Annotated in this window: 14 protein-coding genes and 1 pseudogene; 7 read left to right on the top strand and 8 right to left on the bottom strand. The window is 68.5% G+C overall.

Features of this window, described 5'->3' with window-relative positions:
• Positions 1–17: 17 nt before the first annotated feature.
• On the bottom strand, positions 18–1187 hold the full coding sequence (locus ABH936_RS01405) for a YihY/virulence factor BrkB family protein (protein ID WP_404602242.1): 1170 nt from the start codon (positions 1185–1187) through the stop codon (positions 18–20).
• Between the two features lie 112 nt (positions 1188–1299).
• Between ABH936_RS01405 and glgX the strand changes: the two genes are divergently transcribed.
• Positions 1300–3420 carry a glycogen debranching protein GlgX gene (glgX, locus tag ABH936_RS01400; RefSeq protein WP_404602240.1) on the top strand — a complete coding sequence of 707 codons (2121 nt, stop codon included), beginning with the start codon at positions 1300–1302 and terminating at the stop codon, positions 3418–3420.
• A 121-nt stretch (positions 3421–3541) separates the two neighbouring features.
• On the opposite strand, the gene ABH936_RS01395 is transcribed toward glgX, so the two are convergent.
• Both ABH936_RS01395 and ABH936_RS01390 read right to left on the bottom strand, forming a co-directional pair.
• Positions 3542–4936, bottom strand: coding sequence for a PPK2 family polyphosphate kinase (locus ABH936_RS01395; protein ID WP_404602238.1), 1395 nt, complete (start codon positions 4934–4936; stop codon positions 3542–3544).
• Between the two features lie 186 nt (positions 4937–5122).
• Positions 5123–6301, bottom strand: a complete 1179-nt coding sequence (locus ABH936_RS01390) for an alpha/beta hydrolase (protein WP_404602236.1) — start codon at positions 6299–6301, stop codon at positions 5123–5125.
• Between the two features lie 278 nt (positions 6302–6579).
• Between ABH936_RS01390 and ABH936_RS01385 the strand changes: the two genes are divergently transcribed.
• Positions 6580–7632: an ATP-dependent DNA ligase gene (locus tag ABH936_RS01385; protein WP_404602234.1), complete on the top strand. Its 1053-nt coding sequence runs from the start codon at positions 6580–6582 to the stop codon at positions 7630–7632.
• A gap of 259 nt (positions 7633–7891) precedes the next feature.
• On the opposite strand, the gene ABH936_RS01380 is transcribed toward ABH936_RS01385, so the two are convergent.
• The 4 genes from ABH936_RS01380 to ligD all read right to left on the bottom strand — a co-directional run bounded on the left by ABH936_RS01380 (position 7892) and on the right by ligD (position 9971).
• On the bottom strand, positions 7892–8212 hold the full coding sequence (locus ABH936_RS01380) for a hypothetical protein (RefSeq protein WP_038567925.1): 321 nt from the start codon (positions 8210–8212) through the stop codon (positions 7892–7894).
• Positions 8213–8449: 237 nt separating this feature from the next.
• Positions 8450–8650, bottom strand: a complete 201-nt coding sequence (locus tag ABH936_RS01375; protein WP_081873637.1) for a GNAT family N-acetyltransferase — start codon at positions 8648–8650, stop codon at positions 8450–8452.
• A 9-nt stretch (positions 8651–8659) separates the two neighbouring features.
• Entirely contained in the window at positions 8660–8866 is a 207-nt protein-coding gene (locus tag ABH936_RS01370; RefSeq protein ID WP_051805829.1) for a GNAT family N-acetyltransferase, read from the bottom strand.
• Between the two features lie 61 nt (positions 8867–8927).
• On the bottom strand, positions 8928–9971 hold the full coding sequence (gene ligD / locus ABH936_RS01365) for a non-homologous end-joining DNA ligase (protein WP_404602231.1): 1044 nt from the start codon (positions 9969–9971) through the stop codon (positions 8928–8930).
• Between the two features lie 93 nt (positions 9972–10064).
• On the opposite strand from ligD, the gene ABH936_RS01360 reads away from it, so the two are divergent.
• Both ABH936_RS01360 and msrB read left to right on the top strand, forming a co-directional pair.
• The gene (locus ABH936_RS01360) at positions 10065–10847 is read left to right on the top strand and encodes a hypothetical protein (RefSeq protein ID WP_404602229.1); all 783 of its coding nucleotides are present in this window, start codon (positions 10065–10067) and stop codon (positions 10845–10847) included.
• Positions 10848–11000: 153 nt separating this feature from the next.
• Positions 11001–11411: a peptide-methionine (R)-S-oxide reductase MsrB gene (gene msrB / locus ABH936_RS01355; protein WP_404602227.1), complete on the top strand. Its 411-nt coding sequence runs from the start codon at positions 11001–11003 to the stop codon at positions 11409–11411.
• Positions 11412–11590: 179 nt separating this feature from the next.
• Here the strand turns inward: msrB and ABH936_RS01350 are convergent, their stop codons facing one another.
• Positions 11591–12178, bottom strand: coding sequence for a TetR/AcrR family transcriptional regulator (locus tag ABH936_RS01350; RefSeq protein WP_038567918.1), 588 nt, complete (start codon positions 12176–12178; stop codon positions 11591–11593).
• A 178-nt stretch (positions 12179–12356) separates the two neighbouring features.
• On the opposite strand from ABH936_RS01350, the gene ABH936_RS01345 reads away from it, so the two are divergent.
• From ABH936_RS01345 to betT, 3 genes and pseudogenes are all read left to right on the top strand, one after another.
• Complete coding sequence (locus tag ABH936_RS01345) at positions 12357–13853, top strand: aldehyde dehydrogenase family protein (protein ID WP_038567916.1); 1497 nt, start codon at positions 12357–12359, stop codon at positions 13851–13853.
• 46 nt (positions 13854–13899) lie between these two features.
• Positions 13900–15642: pseudogene (gene betA / locus ABH936_RS01340) on the top strand (choline dehydrogenase).
• Entirely contained in the window at positions 15639–17678 is a 2040-nt protein-coding gene (gene betT, locus ABH936_RS01335; protein WP_165584903.1) for a choline BCCT transporter BetT, read from the top strand. The pseudogene betA and the gene betT overlap by 4 nt, the downstream one beginning before the upstream one ends.
• Positions 17679–17798 lie beyond the last annotated feature (120 nt).

Here is a 17798-nt window from a genome sequence, read left to right as displayed (position 1 = left end):
GCGGCGCGGACGCCGCGTCACGCGCTGCGACGCTGCGCCATGTCGTCGGGGCGAGCAGACTCGGCGGCGGCTTCGCCCTGCGTCACCACGCCACCGTCGGGCCGCGCCCCACGATCCACCACGGCAGCTCGCTCGCCGTACGGGCGCCCATGCCTGGCGCCGGCCGACGTCTCGTTCTCCTGGTCGTACGGGGCGTCGTCGCCCGCCCGTGAACGCACCTTGGCCACCTGTTCCTCGATGAGCCCACGCGTCCGCGCACGCACTCCGACGGGCGCGGCGGCGACGGGCCACAGCCGCGCGACGGCACTGTTGAGCGCGGCACCGATGAGCACGGCGATCGACAACGAGTACAGCCAGATCAGCGCGATGATCGCTGCCGCCAGCGGGCCGTAGATCGAGATGCCGCCGACGGACGCCGACAACCAACTGCGCAGGAACAGCGAGATGATGACCCAGGCGATGAGGGTGAATCCGGCGCCGGGCAGGTCGCGCACCCATGGCGTGCGCACAGGTGTCGCGATGTAGTAGAGCGTCGCGAACCCGACGATCGTGATGGCGCCGACGACGGGCCAGTACAGCGTCAGCAGGAACAGCAGACCGGGCGGCAGCATGCGTCCGAGCAGATCCGGGCCGATGACGATGAGTGGCAGCACGGCGCCGATGAACAGCAACGAGACGAAGTACAACGTCACCGACAGCGCACGGGCGCGCACGATGCCGCGCACGCCGCCCTGGCCGTACATGATCGAGATGGTGTCGACGATGACGTTGATCATCCGCGAACCGGACCACAGCGACAGCAGGAAGCCGATGGAGACGACGTCGGGGCGTCCGCCCTCGAGCGCGTCGTGCAGCGTCGGCATGACGACGTTCTGCAGCGCCTCCCCCGACAGGATCCCCTCGAGGTAGCGCTCGATCGAGCGGACAATGTCGTCGACGGCACGTCCTCCGAGGGCGCCGCCGACGTAGCCCATGACGCCGAGCAGGCCGTAGACGAGCGGCGGGAAGGACAGCAACGCGAAGAAACCCGCCTCGGAGGCGAGGCCGGTGACGCGGTAGCTCATGCACTGACGCAGCGTCTCGAGCACGAGGCGGCACACGGCGTAGAGGCCGGGCACGCGGCGCGCCACGCGGCGGGCGCGGGTACGCAGCATCGACGGTTGATCCTGCTCCGCCTGCTCGCTCACCCGAGCACGTTAGCGGCGTTCGTCGCGGAAGGCGGGGAGGCTCGCCGCAGCCGTGTCCACGCCCGAACCGGCGTGCGACGAGCGCGTCCTACTTCATGGTTAGGTAGACGCCATGGATATCTGGCCGGGCAAGCCCTACCCCCTCGGTGCCACGTTCGACGGCACCGGCGTCAACTTCGCAATCTTCTCGGAAGCGGCCGAGAAGGTCTTCCTCTGTTTGGTCGACGACGACATGGTCGAGACGCGCATCGAGCTGACGGAGGTCGACGGTCACGTCTGGCATGGTTACGTGCCGAGCGTGCAGCCCGGTCAGCGGTACGGCTACCGCGTCGAGGGCCCGTACGACCCCGAGAACGGGCAGCGCTGCAACGTCAACAAGCTGTTGCTCGACCCGTACGCGAAGGCGATCGAGGGTCAGATCGACGGCGACGAGTCTTTGTTCAGCTACTACTTCCTCGAGCAGGACAAGCGCAACGACGAGGACTCGCTCGCTCACACGATGCTGAGCGTCGTCATCAACCCCTACTTCGACTGGGGTCACGACCACCCGCCGCAGCACGAGTACCACCAGAGCGTCATCTACGAGGCGCACGTCAAGGGTCTGACGATGACGCACCCGGACGTGCCGGAGGAGATCCGTGGCACGTACGCCGCGATCGGTCACCCCGCGATCGTGCAGCACCTCGTCGACCTCGGCGTGACGGCGATCGAGCTCATGCCGGTGCACCAGTTCGTTCAGGACACGACGCTCGTCGAGAAGGGCCTGACGAACTACTGGGGTTACAACACGATCGGCTTCCTCGCGCCGCACAACGCGTACTCGGCGAGTGGTGAACGCGGTCAGCAGGTCACCGAGTTCAAGGCGATGGTCAAGGCGCTGCACGAGGCGGGCATCGAGGTCATCCTCGACGTCGTCTACAACCACACCGCCGAGGGCAACGAGAACGGCCCGACGCTGAGCTTCCGCGGCCTCGACAACGAGAACTACTACCGCCTCGTCGACGACAACAAGGCGCACTACTTCGACACGACGGGCACGGGCAACTCGTTGCTCATGCGCAGCCCGCACGTGCTGCAGCTCATCATGGATTCGCTGCGGTACTGGGTCAACGAGATGCACGTCGACGGTTTCCGCTTCGACCTCGCTGCGACGCTCGCGCGTCAGTTCCACGAGGTCGACCGGTTGAGCGCCTTCTTCGACATCATCCAGCAGGATCCGGTGATCAGCCAGGTCAAGCTCATTGCCGAGCCCTGGGACGTCGGTGACGGCGGCTACCAGGTCGGCAACTTCCCGCCGCTGTGGACGGAGTGGAACGGCAAGTACCGCGACACCGTGCGCGACTACTGGCGTGGTGAGCCGGGTTCGCTCGGCGAGTTCGCCTCCCGTCTCACGGGTTCGAGCGACCTGTACGCGCACTCGGGGCGTCGACCGATCGCGTCGATCAACTTCGTCACCGCGCACGACGGCTTCACGATGCGCGACCTCGTCAGCTACAACGAGAAGCACAACGACGCCAACGGCGAGGGCAACAACGACGGCGAATCGCACAACCGCAGCTGGAACTGCGGCGTCGAGGGCGAGACCGACGACGCGAGCGTGCTCGCGCTGCGGGATCGTCAGATTCGCAACCACCTCGCGACGCTCATGCTGAGCCAGGGCGTGCCGATGCTGCTGCACGGTGACGAGCTGGGACGCACGCAAGGCGGCAACAACAACACGTACTGCCAGGACAACGAGATCTCCTGGATCGACTGGGATCTCGACGACCGTCGCCGTTCATTGCTGGAGTTCACGCAGCAGCTCATCGCGTTGCGTCGCACGCACCCGGCGTTCCAGCGTCGACGCTTCTTCGCCGGCGACGCCGAGCACGGTGGGCGCAGCGACTGGGGCGACATCGTCTGGTTCGGCGCGAACGGTGAGGAGATGCAGGACGGCGACTGGGCCTCCGGAGCCGGCACGATCATGGTCTACCTCAACGGTGACGCGATCCACGCGCAGGATGCGAAGGGCCAGTCGGTCGTCGACGACCACTTCCTGCTGCTGTTCAACCCCGGCCACGAAGAGACGCACTTCGTCATCCCCGAGGTCGTCAAGAAGGGTTCGGAGTGGAGCTTCGCCATCTCCAGCCTGCCCGAGGACGCCGAGGAAGGCGTCGAACTGAGCGGCGGCGACACCGTCAAGCTGCCCCCGCGCACCCTCGCGGTGCTGCAGGCGCCGCGCACAGAGAGCTGACGAACGCATGACGAGGGGCTGACCGGTTCGATCGAACCGGTCAGCCCCTCGTCATGTTCGTCTTCTCGTGCCTGGCGCGCCGCCGGCCGTGCTCGTACGGACCCGGCCCGCGGCGTGGACGTCAGAGCTTCTCGAGGCGAGCGCGCTGCTCGGGGACGTCGAACGTCGCCTCCGGCCACTCGAGGGCGAGGGCGCGCAGGTGCTCGAGGACGAGCTGCTGCACGGCAAGACGCGCATACCACTTGTTGTCGGCCGGGACGACGAACCACGGCGCGACGTCCGTCGACGTCTTCTCCAGCAGCGCCTGGTAGGCCTCCTGGTACTCACTCCAGTAGGAGCGTTCGACGAGGTCGCCCGGGTTGAACTTGTAGAACTTCTCCGGGTCCTCGAGACGCTCGGCAAGGCGCGCCTTCTGCTCGTCGGCGGAGATGTGGAGCATCACCTTGATGATCGTCGTGCCATTCGCGACGACCGACTCCTCGAACGCGTTGATCTGGCCGTAGCGACGCATCCACACCGGTCGCGAGACGAGGTCGTGGACACGCACGACGAGGACGTCCTCGTACTGGCTACGGTCGAACACCCCGACATAACCGGGCTTGGGCAGCGCATTGCGGATGCGCCACAGGAACGGATGCGCTTGCTCTTCCTTCGTCGGCGTCTTGAAGGCCGTCAGCTCGACGCCCTGTGGGTCCATCGTGCCGACGACGTGACGCATGATGCCGCCCTTGCCGGAGGTGTCCATGCCCTGCACGAGCAGCAGGACGCTGCGCCCGCCGGGGTGACGCTCGCTCGCGTAGAGCCGCTCCTGCAGGTCAGCGAGCTCGTCGCCCGTCTTGCGCATGACCTTCTCGGCCTTCTTGGGCCCGCCGTCGAACGCGGGCGTCGACGACGCGTCCAGGTCGGCGAGGACGAACCCCTCACCGACGCGCAGCGCCGAGGCGAAGTCGCTCTTGACGGCCTTGAACTTCTTCGTCTCCTTGCGCGTCGCCTTGTCACGGCCGACGTTGGCGATGACCTCCTCGGCCTGCTTGAGACGAGCCACCTTGGCGGGCGCAAGGCGAGCCGTGCTCGTCGACGTGTCGACGTTCTTCGCCTCGGACGTGGCGTCGGACGCCGACTTCTCCGCCTTCTTCTCGCCCTTCGCCGTCGGTGCCTCCGTCTCGGCGGTCTTCGACGTGGCCGCCGTCTTGGCCGCGCTCGCCTCGGACTTCTTCGTCGCCTCGGACTTCTTCGTCGCGTCGGACTTCGCCGTCGTGTCAGCCGACTTCTTGCTCGAGGACGACTTCTTCGACGCCTTGTCAGCGGACTTCTTCTTCGGCTGCGCGTCAGACGTCGTGGTCTTCGTGGACGCTCCCCCGACGGCCGTAGTCTTGGCGGACGTCTTCGACGACGTACCCGCCTCCTTCGCCGACTTGGTCGTGTCGCTCTTGGTGGCGGCCTTCGACGACGCGGAGGCGCTCTTCGCTGCCTTCTCGGGCGCCTCGGGCGACTCGCTCTTGGCCTTCTTGGACATACCAGTCATCGTGGCAGACGCGACCGGCGTTGTCATGCACTTCGCTTCCGCACGGACAAGCGATTCGGCGAGATCACGGTGATCCGTTGGGGCGCAACGCTTTCGAAGGACGCCGATTCAACGCTCGTCGGCGACAGAGCGACCACCACCCGCACGTTCCGCAGCGATCAGGCGTACGAACGGCCCTCAGCGAGCGAGAAACTCGCGGACGTATCGCTCCCAACGGGCCGGGTCGGTGTTCCACTCGCGCACATGTCGGGCCTGCTCCCAGGGCCGCCAGGTGACGATGTCAGGGCGCAGTCGTGCGAGCTCCGCGCTCGGTCCGTAGGGCACGAACTCGTCGTCGACGGAGTGGATGACGAGCATCGGCTTCGTCAGCTCGTCGGCGCGCGCGACCCAGTTCGTCAGCGTGACGTCGATCGCCTGCGCGAGCCCCGTCATCCGCCGGCTCGATCGGTTGCCGCCCAACAGACGTGCCGCGAGGTCGGCGAGGCGCGGGTGCAGCCGATTGGCGCGCGCATGGTGAGCCATGACGTCGGCCCAGTCGAGCACCGGCCCGTCGAGGACGACGCGACGCACCGCCCCCGCGTGGCCGCTGCGCGCGAGTACCTGCATGACGATCGCGCCGCCCATCGACCAGCCGAGCAGGTCGATGCTGCGCGCGCCCTCCCGCAGCGCGAACTCGAGGGCGAGATCGACGTCTTCCCACTCGGTGAGTCCGAGGGCGTACTTGCCGTCGCTGCTGGCGGGCCCGTCGGAGTCGTTGCGGTAGCTCGGGATGATGCACGAGATGCCGAGGTCGGTGAGCACCGGGACGGCGCGCAACGTCTCCCCGCGACGGGCGCCGCGGCCGTGGACGAGAACCGCCCAGCGGGTGCCGTCGCCGGCGCGCGTCACCCACGCCGGCGCGCGGCCGTTGACGGTGGGAAGCGCGAGTTCTTCGGTTCGGATGCCGTACGCGTCCTGGGGCGAACCGTCGACGTACCAGCCGCTCCAGCGGGCGGGGCCCGGGAGGAGCTCGCCACGCGTGACGGCGTCGACGGCCCGGATGACGCAGCCCGCGTCGGTGTGACCGAGGATCTCGCCGATGCGAGCGTGGCCGCGTTCGTCGTCCCAGTACAGCCCGTAGCGGCCGGGCGCGAGGGATTCGACGCTCGGCGCGAAGACTGCGCTCGTGGCCACCCCGTCGAGGCCGTGACGGACGGTCACGACGTTCGCGTCGTTCGGTTTTTCCTTCTCAGGTGTGACGAGCTTGCGCGCGAAGACCGCCGCGATGGTGACGGACGCCGCGCTCGTCATCGCGGCGAGCGCCGCGCCCGTTCCGAGACCGAGCACGACGGACTGGCGGCTACTGAAACGCTTCACTCCCCCATTGTTTCATCGCGGCGGCCTCACGCCGTCGGGCGCCTTCAGCTGCCTCGAGCGCCCCGTTCGTTCATCGGTGATCGACGGTGTTCGTCGCGCCGACCACCCCGCTGTCGGGACGCTTCCGGCTTCGGCGACCGCTCGCTCGCTCGCCCGTGGCCGGGGGTGTGCCGCTGCGCGCGTTCCGGTCGTGCTGGTCATGAGCGACGCCTCATCTCGGATCGGCGCAGCGCCGAAGCACGGGCCGCGGCGACACGGATGGGGCGACAATGGGTGGCATGAGCTTGCCCATCACACTGCCCGTCCAACCGATGCTCGCGAAGGCCGTCACGAGCGTGCCGGAGGGTGACGAGTTCACCTACGAACCGAAGTGGGACGGTTTCCGCTGCATCGTCGCGCGGGACGGCGACGACGTCGAGTTGCACTCACGCGGCTCGAAGTTGCTGACGCGCTACTTCCCGGAACTCGTCGAGGCGCTGAAGTTGGCGCTGCCCGAGCGTGTCGTCCTCGACGGTGAGATCGTGCTGCGTCAGGGCTCGCCCGGGCATGAGCGGCTCAGTTGGGACGCGCTCAGCGCACGTATCCACCCCGCCGCGTCGCGCATCGAGAAGTTGGCCGCCGAGACGCCGGCGCAGTTCGTCGCGTTCGATCTGCTCGCCGAGGGCGACGACGACGTCATGGGCGAGCCGTTCGAGAAACGTCGCGCGCGTCTGGAGGCGCTGTTCGCGCAGTGGCCGACGAGCGATTCGGTCTACCTGACGCGCACGACGCGCGACGCCGACGAGGCACGTCGCTGGTTCGAGCAGTTCGAGGGCGCGGGGCTCGACGGCGTCGTCGCGAAGCGTCGCTCCGACGTCTACGAGCCGGGCAAGCGCACGATGCTCAAGATCAAGCACAAGCGCACGGCCGAAGCCGTCGTCGTCGGTTATCGCGTGCACAAGAGCGGCGATGGCGTCGGATCGCTGCTGCTCGCGCTCGCCGACGCGGACGGCGAGTTGCACAACGTCGGGGGCATCAGCGCGTTCACGGCGGCGCGACGGCGCGAACTCGTCGACGAACTCGCCCCGCTCGTCGTGCGCGACGCCGACGGCAACGCCGCGCACGGTGAGACGGATCGCTCACGCTTCAGCAGCTCGAAGGACGTCTCGTTCGTGCCCCTTCGCCCCGAACGCGTCGTCGAGGTCGCGTTCGATCAGTTGGAGGGCAACCGCTTCCGTCATGCCGTGACGTTCCTGCGCTGGCGCCCCGACCGCGAGCCGACTTCCTGCACTCTCGAGCAGGTCGAACGCGCCCCCGACTACGACCTCGGAGAGGTGCTGCGACGCGGCTGACCACGCCGCGCCTGGTTCGCCGTCACGCCCGTTCGTCGTCACGCCCAGCGCCCCGGCATCCCCGTCGTCATCGTTCCCCCGTCGTCCCTACTCCCCCGACGACGACCGTTCTGCGATTCCTGTCCCCTTCGCGAATCCCGTTTCCTTTCGCGATTTGCGTCCACATCTGCGATCTTCGTCCACATTCGCAAGCCAGCAGGCCCCAACGGACGCCGGCGTGAATATGGACGAAGATCGCAGATGTGCACAGGCGAGCGCGTCAGCCCGCCAGCGCGATGTTCTCGTCGACGACGGGCTTGTCGGCCTTCTTGCCGAAGCGCTGCTGCGCCGCCTGCTTGCTGATGCCGAGGCTCTCGCCGATCTGGGCCCACGAGTCGCCCTTGGCGCGACGCTCGGCGACGACCCACTTGATCGTGTCGGACATGAGGTTGTTGAGCATGGCGAGCCCCTCGAGCTCGTCCTTGGTGAACAGGTGCGTCTGCACCCGGAAGCCCTCCATGATGCGCGCGGCCGCCTCTTCGACGGACTTCTCGGAGATTCCGCGCAGTTCCTGGGGCAGGGGCTTACTGATCTTGGGCATGCCTTGAGGCTAGGTCGCGCAGCAGGGCGTGTCAATTAGAGTTGACTGGGTCACAGAGCCGCACCCCATCGAATACTCCACGCACCCCTACGGCTGTCGCCCATCGCGTCGCGCGACCGCGAGCAACCTCGCCGCTGGGCTCGACGTGGCAACGCACGCGTCGCACGACTACGTCGCTCGCGGCGCCTCCCAGATGACGTGTTCGACGGGGTCGCGATCGTGCTGGCGGTCGCTGAGCTACAGCCCCACGCGCTCCGCCACCCGCGCTGACGCCGGGTTGTTCGTCGCCATGACGGCGACGCGCGGCGCGTCAGGCCCCTGGCGCAGCGCCCATTCGACGACGGCGCTGGTGGCCTGGGTCGCGTAACCCGGGCCCCAGTGGTCGGCGTCGAAGCGGTAGTAGAGGTTGAGCACGGGCTCGCCACCGAGGTCACGCAGCTCTACGCCTCAGAAACCGACGACCTCGCCCGTGTCGTCGACGACCGCTGCGTACCCAAACCTGTGCTGACGCCAGGGCGCGCGCCACGACGCGATGAGGTCGACGGCCTCGGAGGCCTCCTTCATGTGCCCCGACGGCAGATGGGCATACGTCCGCGGATCCCCGTGGATGCGCCAGCACGCGTCGACGTCGGCGTCCGGCGGTTCGCGCAGCACGCTTCGACGTCGGCGTCCGACGGTTCGCGCAGCACGAGCCGCTCGGTCTCGAGCCACGGCGTCACGGCGCGTCTTTCTTGGCGCGGCTCGGCTGCACGCGCGGCGGCTCACCGGGCATTTTCGGGTAATCGGGCGGAAACGGCAGCTCGGGCAGGCCGCGTTCGACGTCGGCGTCCCACAGCGCGATGGCCGCGTCGACGTCACCGACATGGTCGTTCATCGACTCCCCCGGCGCCGGCGCCCATTCGTCACCGTCCGCAGCGACGATGCCGGGCACGGTGCGCACCGTGAAGTCGGGCGGCGTGACGTCACGCAGCTGCGTCCACGCCACCGGCATCGAGACCGGCGCACCCGGCAGCGGCCGCGGCGAATACGCCGCGGCGATCGTCCGGTCGCGGTTCGCCTGGTTGAAGTCGACGAACACCTTCTCGCCGCGCAGCTCCTTCCACCACTCCGTCGTCACCAGATCGGGCAGCCGACGCTCCAACTCGCGCGCAATGCCGATGACACCGTGACGCACGTCGAGGAACTCCCGCGTCGGCGCGATGCGTGCATACACATGGACGCCACGGTTGCCGGACGTCTTGACGAACGGCGTGAACCCCAGCGACTCCATGAGCTCCTTGAGCGCGAACGCCGCCTCGACCGCATCAGCGAAATCGCGCCCCGGCTGCGGGTCGAGGTCGATGCGCAGCTCGTCAGGATTGTCGTTGTTCTCGGCGCGCACGGGCCACGGATGAAACGTCACCGTGTTCATCTGCACGCACCAGGCGAGCATCGCAGGCTCGTCGAGGACGAGCTGCTCGTGCGCCCGGGCGCTCGGGTACGTGCACATCACACTGCGCGCGTAACTCGGCGCACCCTTGGGCGGGTTCTTGCTGAAGAACGGCTTGTCCGCCAGCCCCTTCGGGTAACGCTCCAACGCGACAGGCCGATCGCCGCTCCAGCGCAGAAACGGCTCGGCCACGGCGAGCACATACTCGACGAGGTCGAGCTTCGTCACCCCGTCGTCGGGATAGACGACGCGGTCGGGACTCGACACCCTGACGGTGCGCTCCTCGCCGTCGGGGCCGGGAATCTCGAGGGTCACTGCGGTGGACGCCATGCTCGAAGCGTAGGCGACGGATGCCCGCCCCGCGTTGCCTCGCCCCACTCGCCTTGGCAGGGTTGAGGCATGCCGTCCCCCTCCGCCTCCCGCGTGAGCGAGCCCGACCTGGGCCCGTTCTTCCGCGTGGATGCCATGACGCCGGGGGCGGATTGGCGGCTCCTCGGCGCCGACCTCGCGTCCCGTGGCGCCCTGGGCGCGTGGATCGACCGAGCTCGCGAGCGGACGGCCGCTGCCGGTTCTCCTCACTCCGATGATGTCGACGTCCGTGCGCTCCGCGCCGTGTTGCACCTCGGGGTGTGCGCGCGGGTGCTGTCGCCGTGGATCGCGTCAGCGCTGCGGAATACATCCTCCGGGGGCTCGAGAGGTGCCTGCGTCCCCACGCTCGACCAACTGTTCTGGCAGGACGACGGCACGACCACGTTTCCGCTGGCGCTCTCCCCCGAATGGAGTGCCCGGCCGGTGGCCGCCACCCCCGTCGCGCACGCCGCCAGCGACGCGAGCGCCACCGTCAACACGAGGGTCGATCACTTCGCCCGCGCCCTCGTCGATCGACTGGCGATTCCCCTGACGTCGACCGCGCTGACGCCGTCAGCTTCGATTGCCTGGGGCAACGTGGCGTCGGCGCTCCATGGCGCGGCGCGCACCGTTGTCAGGGTCGATCCCGGCCAGTCGACGGCGGTGAGACAGATCGCCGACGCCTGCCTCACGGCACTGACCGCAGCCCGGGGCCGACCGCTGACCGACGGCCGCATCGGGACGGTGAGCTTTCGCCGTCACAGCTGCTGTCAGCTCTATCGACTGCCGGGCAACTCACGCGACGTGGTCTGCGGCGACTGCGTCCTGCGGGAACGAACCGGCGCCCAACATGGTTGACGCTGACGTGGGCCCGAACCGTATGTCAGGCCGCCCCCTGCTCGGGGGACGCTGCCAGCCGTGCGAAAGGGCTCACCGCTCCACCAACCATGACTCGACACCCCACGGCCCGCCACTCGGCGGCGCCGACGCCCTCGTCCAGGAGGTTCTTCGATGAGCGACCCGACCACCCCGACGTCCGAGCAGGACTGGCGAGCCACGCTCTCCCCCGCCGAGTACGCCGTCCTGCGCGAGGGCGGCACCGAGCCGGCCTTCCGTGGCGAGTACACCGACACCGAGACAGAGGGCGTCTACGCGTGCCGCGCCTGCGGCGCCGAACTGTTCACGAGCCGCGAGAAGTTCCACAGCGGATGCGGCTGGCCCGCGTTCTTCGCGCCCGCCGATGCTGACAACGTCCGTCTGATCGAGGATCGCAGCCACGGCATGGTACGCACCGAGGTGCGCTGCGCGAAGTGCGACAGCCACCTCGGCCACGTCTTCCGCGGTGAAGGTTTTTTGACGCCGACCGACGAGCGCTACTGCATCAACTCGATCAGCATGACGTTGCGGCCCGCCACGAACTGACGGTCGCCACACCCGATCCTGACGTAGCCCCACCCTGCCGCGGAGGATCTGCTCGAGAATTACGCATCTGCACGAGGAATGTGCCGCACATTCCTCGTGCAGATGCGCATTTCTCGTGCAGTCTGCGTCACCGCGCCCTGTCCGCCGGCCCACGCGCGAGCACGAGCGGCGCTCCAATCTCAGACCGCCCGCTCCCGCGCGACGCGATACGAGCGCACCAGCATCTCGGCGGCACGTCGCCCCTCCTCGAGGGCGTCCTCGTACGGTTCGCGAAGCATGAGCGCGAGCGTCCCGGCGTAGATCGTCATGAGCGCTGACGCCAGGTGCGCCGCCGCCGCCCCTGCAACGGGTTCGCTGTACGCCAGCAGCCTGTCGCGCAGTAGCGCCGTTTCCTCCTCGAGCACGGCGCGCAGATCTGGGCCAGGGTTGACGATGGCGGCGCTCGTCCCGCTGAACGCGCACCACCGCTCGGGCAGGCGCTCCGCCTGGTAGGTCGCGAGCGCCGGCCACAGCGCGAGCAGGCGTTCCTCATCATCGGCGGCGGCGGCGATCGCGTCGTCCCACACCTGGGTCCAGATGTTCAGGCGACGTCGCAGCGCCGCGGCGATCAGCCCCTCCTTGTTGCCGAAGTGGGCGTAGAGGCTGGGCGGCGATGCGCCCGCGCGCTTGAGGATCGTGTCGACGGGCGTCGCGAAGGCACCTTCGATGAAGAGGAGCGAATCGGCCGCGTCCAGCAGCCGTTCGCGCACGGGTGTTCGGGTGTTCACATCACCAGAATATAACGTGCGTTATCCTGGTGTCGATAACGCACGTTATATTCCCTCTGGCCACCCGCCCGTCCCGTCGCACGGGCAGGCCAGACCCGCGTCGCGCACGTCACGAGACACCCGCACCCAGGGCGGCCGGCTCGTCGCCTGCGTCACGCACCGAGCACGAGGAGGCCGAATGAACACCCTGTACATCGACGGCGAATGGGTCGCCGCAGCGTCCGGCGAGAAGCGCACCATCACCTGCCCGGCCGACGGCAGCGAGGTCATCGTCGTCGACGAGGCCGGGGCCGAGGACGCGGCGAAGGCCATCGCCGCCGCACGTCGCGCGTTCGACTCGGGTGAGTGGCCGAACACGCCCGCCCCCGAGCGCGCCGCCCTGCTCGCGAAACTCGCCGACCTGCTGGAGCGGGACAAGGAGAAGGTCGCGCGCATGGAGTCGCAGGACACGGGCAAGCGCTACGCGGAGTCGCTCATCGACATGGACGACATCATCGGTGTCTTCCGCCACTTCTCGGCGCTGACGACGCAGCACGCCGGCCGCGTCGTCGAGACGGGCATGCCGGACGTGTCGAGCCGCGTCGTCACCGAGCCCGTGGGTGTGTGCTCGCTCATCACGCCGTGGAACTACCCGCTGCTGCAGACGGCGTGGAAGGTCGCACCGGCGCTCGCGGCGGGCAACACGTTCGTCCTCAAGCCCGCCGAACTGACGCCGCAGAGCGCGATGTGGCTCATGGACGCCCTCGCCGAGGCCGGCCTGCCCGCGGGCGTCGCGAACCTCGTCCTCGGCCCGGGCTCGAGCGTCGGCGTCGAGATGACGGAGAACGTGGAGGTCGACCTCGTCTCCTTCACCGGTGGCGTCGTCACCGGCCGCGCGATCATGGCCGCGGCCGCCCCGACGGTCAAGCGGGTCGCTCTCGAACTCGGCGGCAAGAACCCCAACGTCGTCTTCGCCGACGCCGACCTGCCCGCCGCCATCGACAACGCCCTGACCGCGATCATGCTCGACTCGGGCCAGGTGTGCTCCGCCGGTGCGCGTCTGATCGTCGAGGAGTCGATCCACGACGAGGTCGTCGACGAACTCGTGCGTCGCTGCGAGCTGATCCGCCTCGGCGGCCCGTTCGACGACGACGCCGAGACGGGCCCGCTCATCAGCGAGGCCCACCTCGAGAAGGTCGACGCCTACGTGCAGCGGGCCGTCGCCGACGGCGCCGTGCTGCGCACCGGAGGCAAGCGCGGCGAGGGTGAGCTCGCGAAGGGCTCCTACTACCTCCCGACGATCCTCGACGCGTGCGACGCCTCGATGGCGTGCGTCCACGACGAGTCGTTCGGCCCCGTCCTCACGGTCGAGACGTTCTCCGGCGCCACGCGCGAGGAGGCTGAGGACGCCGCCGTCGCCATCGCGAACGACACGATCTACGGCCTCGCCGGCGCGGTGTGGACGGAGAACGCCGGCCGCGCGGAGCGCGTCGCGAAGCGTCTGCGTCACGGCACGATCTGGATCAACGACTACCACCCCTACGTCCCGCAGGCCGAGTGGGGCGGCATGAAGCAGAGCGGCATCGGCCGCGAACTCGGTGAGGCCGGCCTCGGCGAGTACGTCGAGACCAAGCACATCTGGCACAACACGCGCCCCGCGCCCGCCGACTGGTTCTCCGGTCGCGAGCAGGCCTGAGCGCACCCACGACACCGAGACCGATCGAACGATCAGGAGAGACACCATGAAGAAGCGTTACGACTACGTCATCGTCGGCGGTGGATCCGCCGGTTCCGCCCTCGCCAACCGCCTCTCGGCGGACGCCGGCACGAGCGTCCTCGTCCTCGAGGCCGGGCGCGCCGACTTCAAGTTCGACCCGCTCATCCACATGCCCGCCGCGCTCATGTTCCCCTCGGGCAACCCGCTGTACGACTACAAGTACGAGACCGACCCGGAGCCCTACATGGGCGGCCGCCGCGTCGCGCACACGCGCGGCAAGGTGCTCGGTGGCTCGAGCTCGATCAACGGCATGATCTTCCAGCGCGGCAACCCCGGCGACTACGAGAAGTGGGCGTCCTTCGAGGGCATGCAGGACTGGGACTACAAGCACTGCCTGCCGTACTTCAAGCGCATGGAGACGACGCTCGCCGGCGCTGACGCCTGGCGCGGCGGCTCCGGCCCCCTCGTGCTCGAGCGCGGCCCCGCGTCGTCGCCGCTGTTCCAGGCCTTCTTCGAGGCGACGCAGCAGGCCGGCTACGCGCTGACCGACGACGTCAACGGCTACCGCCAGGAGGGCTTCGCGCCCTTCGACCACAACACGTTCAACGGCTCGCGCATGAGCGCGTCGCGCTCGTACCTGTGGCCGATCAAGAACCGCAAGAACCTCGACATCGCGACGCTGTCGTTCGTCACGAAGCTGCGCTGGGACGGCAACCGCGTCACGGGTGTCGACTTCGTGCGCGGCGGCCGTCGTCACCACAGCGTCGACGCCGGCGAGGTCATCCTGTGCGGTGGAGCGTTCAACACCCCGCAGCTGCTGTAGCTTTCGGGCGTCGGCAACCCCGAGTACCTGCGCGAGGCCGGCGTCACGCCGCGCGTCGAACTGCCCGGAGTCGGTGAGAACCTCCAGGACCACCTCGAGGTGTACCTGCAGCACGAGTCGAAGCAGCCCGTCTCCATCCAGCCGTGGCTGAAGAAGTGGAAGGCCCCGTACATCGGTGCGCAGTGGCTGTTCCTCAACTCCGGTGTCGGCGCCTCCAACCACTTCGAGGCCGGCGGCTTCCTCCGCACGAACGAGGACGTCCAGTACCCCAACCTGATGTTCCACTTCCTGCCCGTCGCCGTCCGCTACGACGGCACCGGCGGTGACCACGAGCACGGCTACCAGGTGCACATCGGCCCGATGAACTCTGACGTGCGCGGTCACGTGCGCATCAAGAACGCCGACCCGAAGCAGCACCCGAGCATCCTGTTCAACTACCTGTCGACGGAGAACGACCGTCGCGAGTGGGTCGAGGTCGTGCGCACCGCGCGTCACATCCTGTCGCAGCCCGCGTTCGCCTCGTTCGACGGCGGCGAGATCAGCCCCGGGCCCGACTGCGCCACCGACCAGGAGATCATCGACTGGATCGCGAAGGACGCGGAGACGGCCCTGCACCCGAGCTGCTCGGTCAAGATGGGCACCGACGAGATGTCGTGCGTCGACCCGAACTCGATGAAGGTGCACGGCACCGAGGGCCTGCGCGTCGCCGACGCCTCGGTCTTCCCGAGCATCACGAACGGCAACATCTACGCGCCCGTCATGATGGTCGCCGAGCGCGCCGCCGACCTCATCGCCGGCAACACGATGCTCGAGCCGCAGGACCCGCCGGTCTACCGCGCGAAGGCCGGGATGCCGCTGTGGCCCCAGGGTGACCCCCGCAACGACGCCTGGGACGCCAAGGACGAGATCCCGAGCGCCGCGAAGGTGATGGCGGAGCAGCCGTGAGCAGCCCCGCCACCGTCACCGCCGAGGACGAACAGGTCGTCGACCCCAAGGTCAAGCCTGTCGTCCTCGGCGGCACGGCCGTCTTCATCGTCCTCGTCGCCGGATGGTGCCTCGTCGCGCCCAAGACCGCCGAGAAGCAGCTCGGTGATCTGACGGCGTGGATGGGCGACTGGTTCGGCTGGTTCTACATCCTGCTCGCGACGGCGACGCTCGTCTTCGTCGCGTACATCGCGCTGCGTCACTCGAAGGTGCGCATGGGCGCCGACTCGGACCGGCCCGAGTACTCGACGTTCTCGTGGGCGTGCATGCTGTTCGCCGCCGGCATCGGCACCGACCTCATGTTCTTCGCGGTGGCCGAACCGGCGACGCAGTACCTCAACCCGCCGACCGGCAAGGGCGGCACCGTCGAATCAGCGCGTGAGGCGACGGTGTGGACGCTGTTCCACTACGGCATCACCGGGTGGGGCATGTACACGCTGATGGGCCTCGCCCTCGGCTACTTCGCCCACCGCAAGGGGCTGCCGCTCGCGGTCCGTTCAGCGCTGTATCCGCTTTTCGGCAAGCGCATCAAGGGTGGCATCGGCAACGCAGTCGACATCGCCACCGTCCTCGGCACGATCTTCGGTGTCGCGACGAGCCTGGGTATCGGTGTCGTCATGCTCAACGTCGGCCTCGACGTGCTGTTCGGCGCGCCGCAGGGCCTGCCGGTGCAGATCGGCCTCGTCGTCCTCGCTGTCGTCATGGCGACGATCTCGGCGACGTCCGGCGTCGACAAGGGCATCCGCATCCTCAGCCAGCTCAACGTCATCCTGGCGCTGCTGCTCGCGGGTTGGGTGCTCGTGTTCGGCGACACGTCGTTCCTGCTGCGCGCCGCCGTCATGAACGTCGGCGACTTCGTCTCGATGTTCCCCGGCATGACGATGGACACGATGGCCTACGACTACCCCGCCGACTGGATGAACGGCTGGACGCTGTTCTTCTGGGCCTGGTGGATCGCCTGGGCGAGCTTCGTCGGCATGTTCCTCGCGCGCATCTCGAAGGGGCGCACGATCGGGCAGTTCGTCACCGGCACGCTGACGATCCCGTTCCTCTACATCGTCATGTGGGTGACGATGTTCGGCAACAGCGCGATCGAGCGCATCCGGGGCGGGGACGCGGCGTTCGGCGAATCGGCCGTCAACGCGCCGGAGACGGGGTTCTTCGACCTGCTCCAGCAGTACCCGGCCGCGACGTTCATCATCGGGCTCGCGACGTTCGTCGGCCTGCTGTTCTACGTGACCTCGGCCGACTCCGGCGCGCTCGTCATGGCGAACCTCTCGTCGACGCTGCCCGACCCGGAGACGGACGCGAAGCCGTGGGTTCGCATCCTGTGGGCCGCCGCGACCGGTCTGCTGACGGTGGCGATGCTCGTCGTCGGCGGCATCAAGGCGCTGCAGTCGGCGACCGTCGTCATGGGGTTGCCGTTCGCGGTCGTCATGGTGCTCGTCATGATCGGGTTGCATCGCGCGCTCGAGGGCGAGCGGCGTCAGAGCGACGCGCTGCGCGCTTCGCTGCGCTCGTCGATCGTGTCGGCGCCACCCGCGCCGACGCAGGGTTCGTGGCGCAACCGGCTGGCACGCCAGTTCGGCACCGTCTCGCTGCGCACGCTCGAGACGCGCATGACGAGTGTCGTCGAACCGGCCCTCGAGGAGGTCGCGGCCGAACTGCGCAACAGCGGCGTCGACGCCGTCGTCGAGACGAACGCGGATCCGAGCCGTCACGTCGCGCGGACGGTGACGCTCACCGTCCACGCGCAGGGGCCCGGTTTCGACGACTTCCACTACTTCACGCACATCCGACGGGTGAAGGTCGCCTCGTACGGATCGCGCATGGTGGAGGCCGACGACACCTCGTGCCAGCTCGAGGTCGTCGTGCCCGGCGGCGGCACGTACGAGATCGACACGTACACGAAGGAACAGATCGCGCACGACGTGCTCGATCACTACCAGTGGTGGGTCGGCTCCGTCGACGCCGTCGCGACGGAGGCCGCCCGCTGACGCAGCCTCCCCCGCGTCGTTGACGTGCTGACGTGACGGGACGCGCGGTGAGGCCGCATGACGAAGGCCCGGTTCGAGTGAGAACTCGAACCGGGCCTTCGTCATGACCGGGCGACGATT

Source organism: Dermacoccus sp. GAS27A (assembly GCF_044909235.1).
In the GTDB taxonomy this organism is placed as follows: domain Bacteria; phylum Actinomycetota; class Actinomycetes; order Actinomycetales; family Dermatophilaceae; genus Dermacoccus; species Dermacoccus nishinomiyaensis.
Note: the sequence above shows the minus strand (reverse complement) of the source record. Positions and strands in the feature narration are given on the sequence as shown.

Coding starts and splice junctions, on each gene's coding strand:
- ligD (WP_404602231.1), bottom strand. CDS start 9,971: ATGGCGTCCACCGCAGTGACCCTCGAGATTCCCGGCCCCGACGGCGAG.
- ABH936_RS01345 (WP_038567916.1), top strand. CDS start 12,357: ATGAACACCCTGTACATCGACGGCGAATGGGTCGCCGCAGCGTCCGGC.
- ABH936_RS01380 (WP_038567925.1), bottom strand. CDS start 8,212: ATGCCCAAGATCAGTAAGCCCCTGCCCCAGGAACTGCGCGGAATCTCC.
- ABH936_RS01385 (WP_404602234.1), top strand. CDS start 6,580: ATGAGCTTGCCCATCACACTGCCCGTCCAACCGATGCTCGCGAAGGCC.
- msrB (WP_404602227.1), top strand. CDS start 11,001: ATGAGCGACCCGACCACCCCGACGTCCGAGCAGGACTGGCGAGCCACG.
- ABH936_RS01395 (WP_404602238.1), bottom strand. CDS start 4,936: ATGTCCAAGAAGGCCAAGAGCGAGTCGCCCGAGGCGCCCGAGAAGGCA.
- glgX (WP_404602240.1), top strand. CDS start 1,300: ATGGATATCTGGCCGGGCAAGCCCTACCCCCTCGGTGCCACGTTCGAC.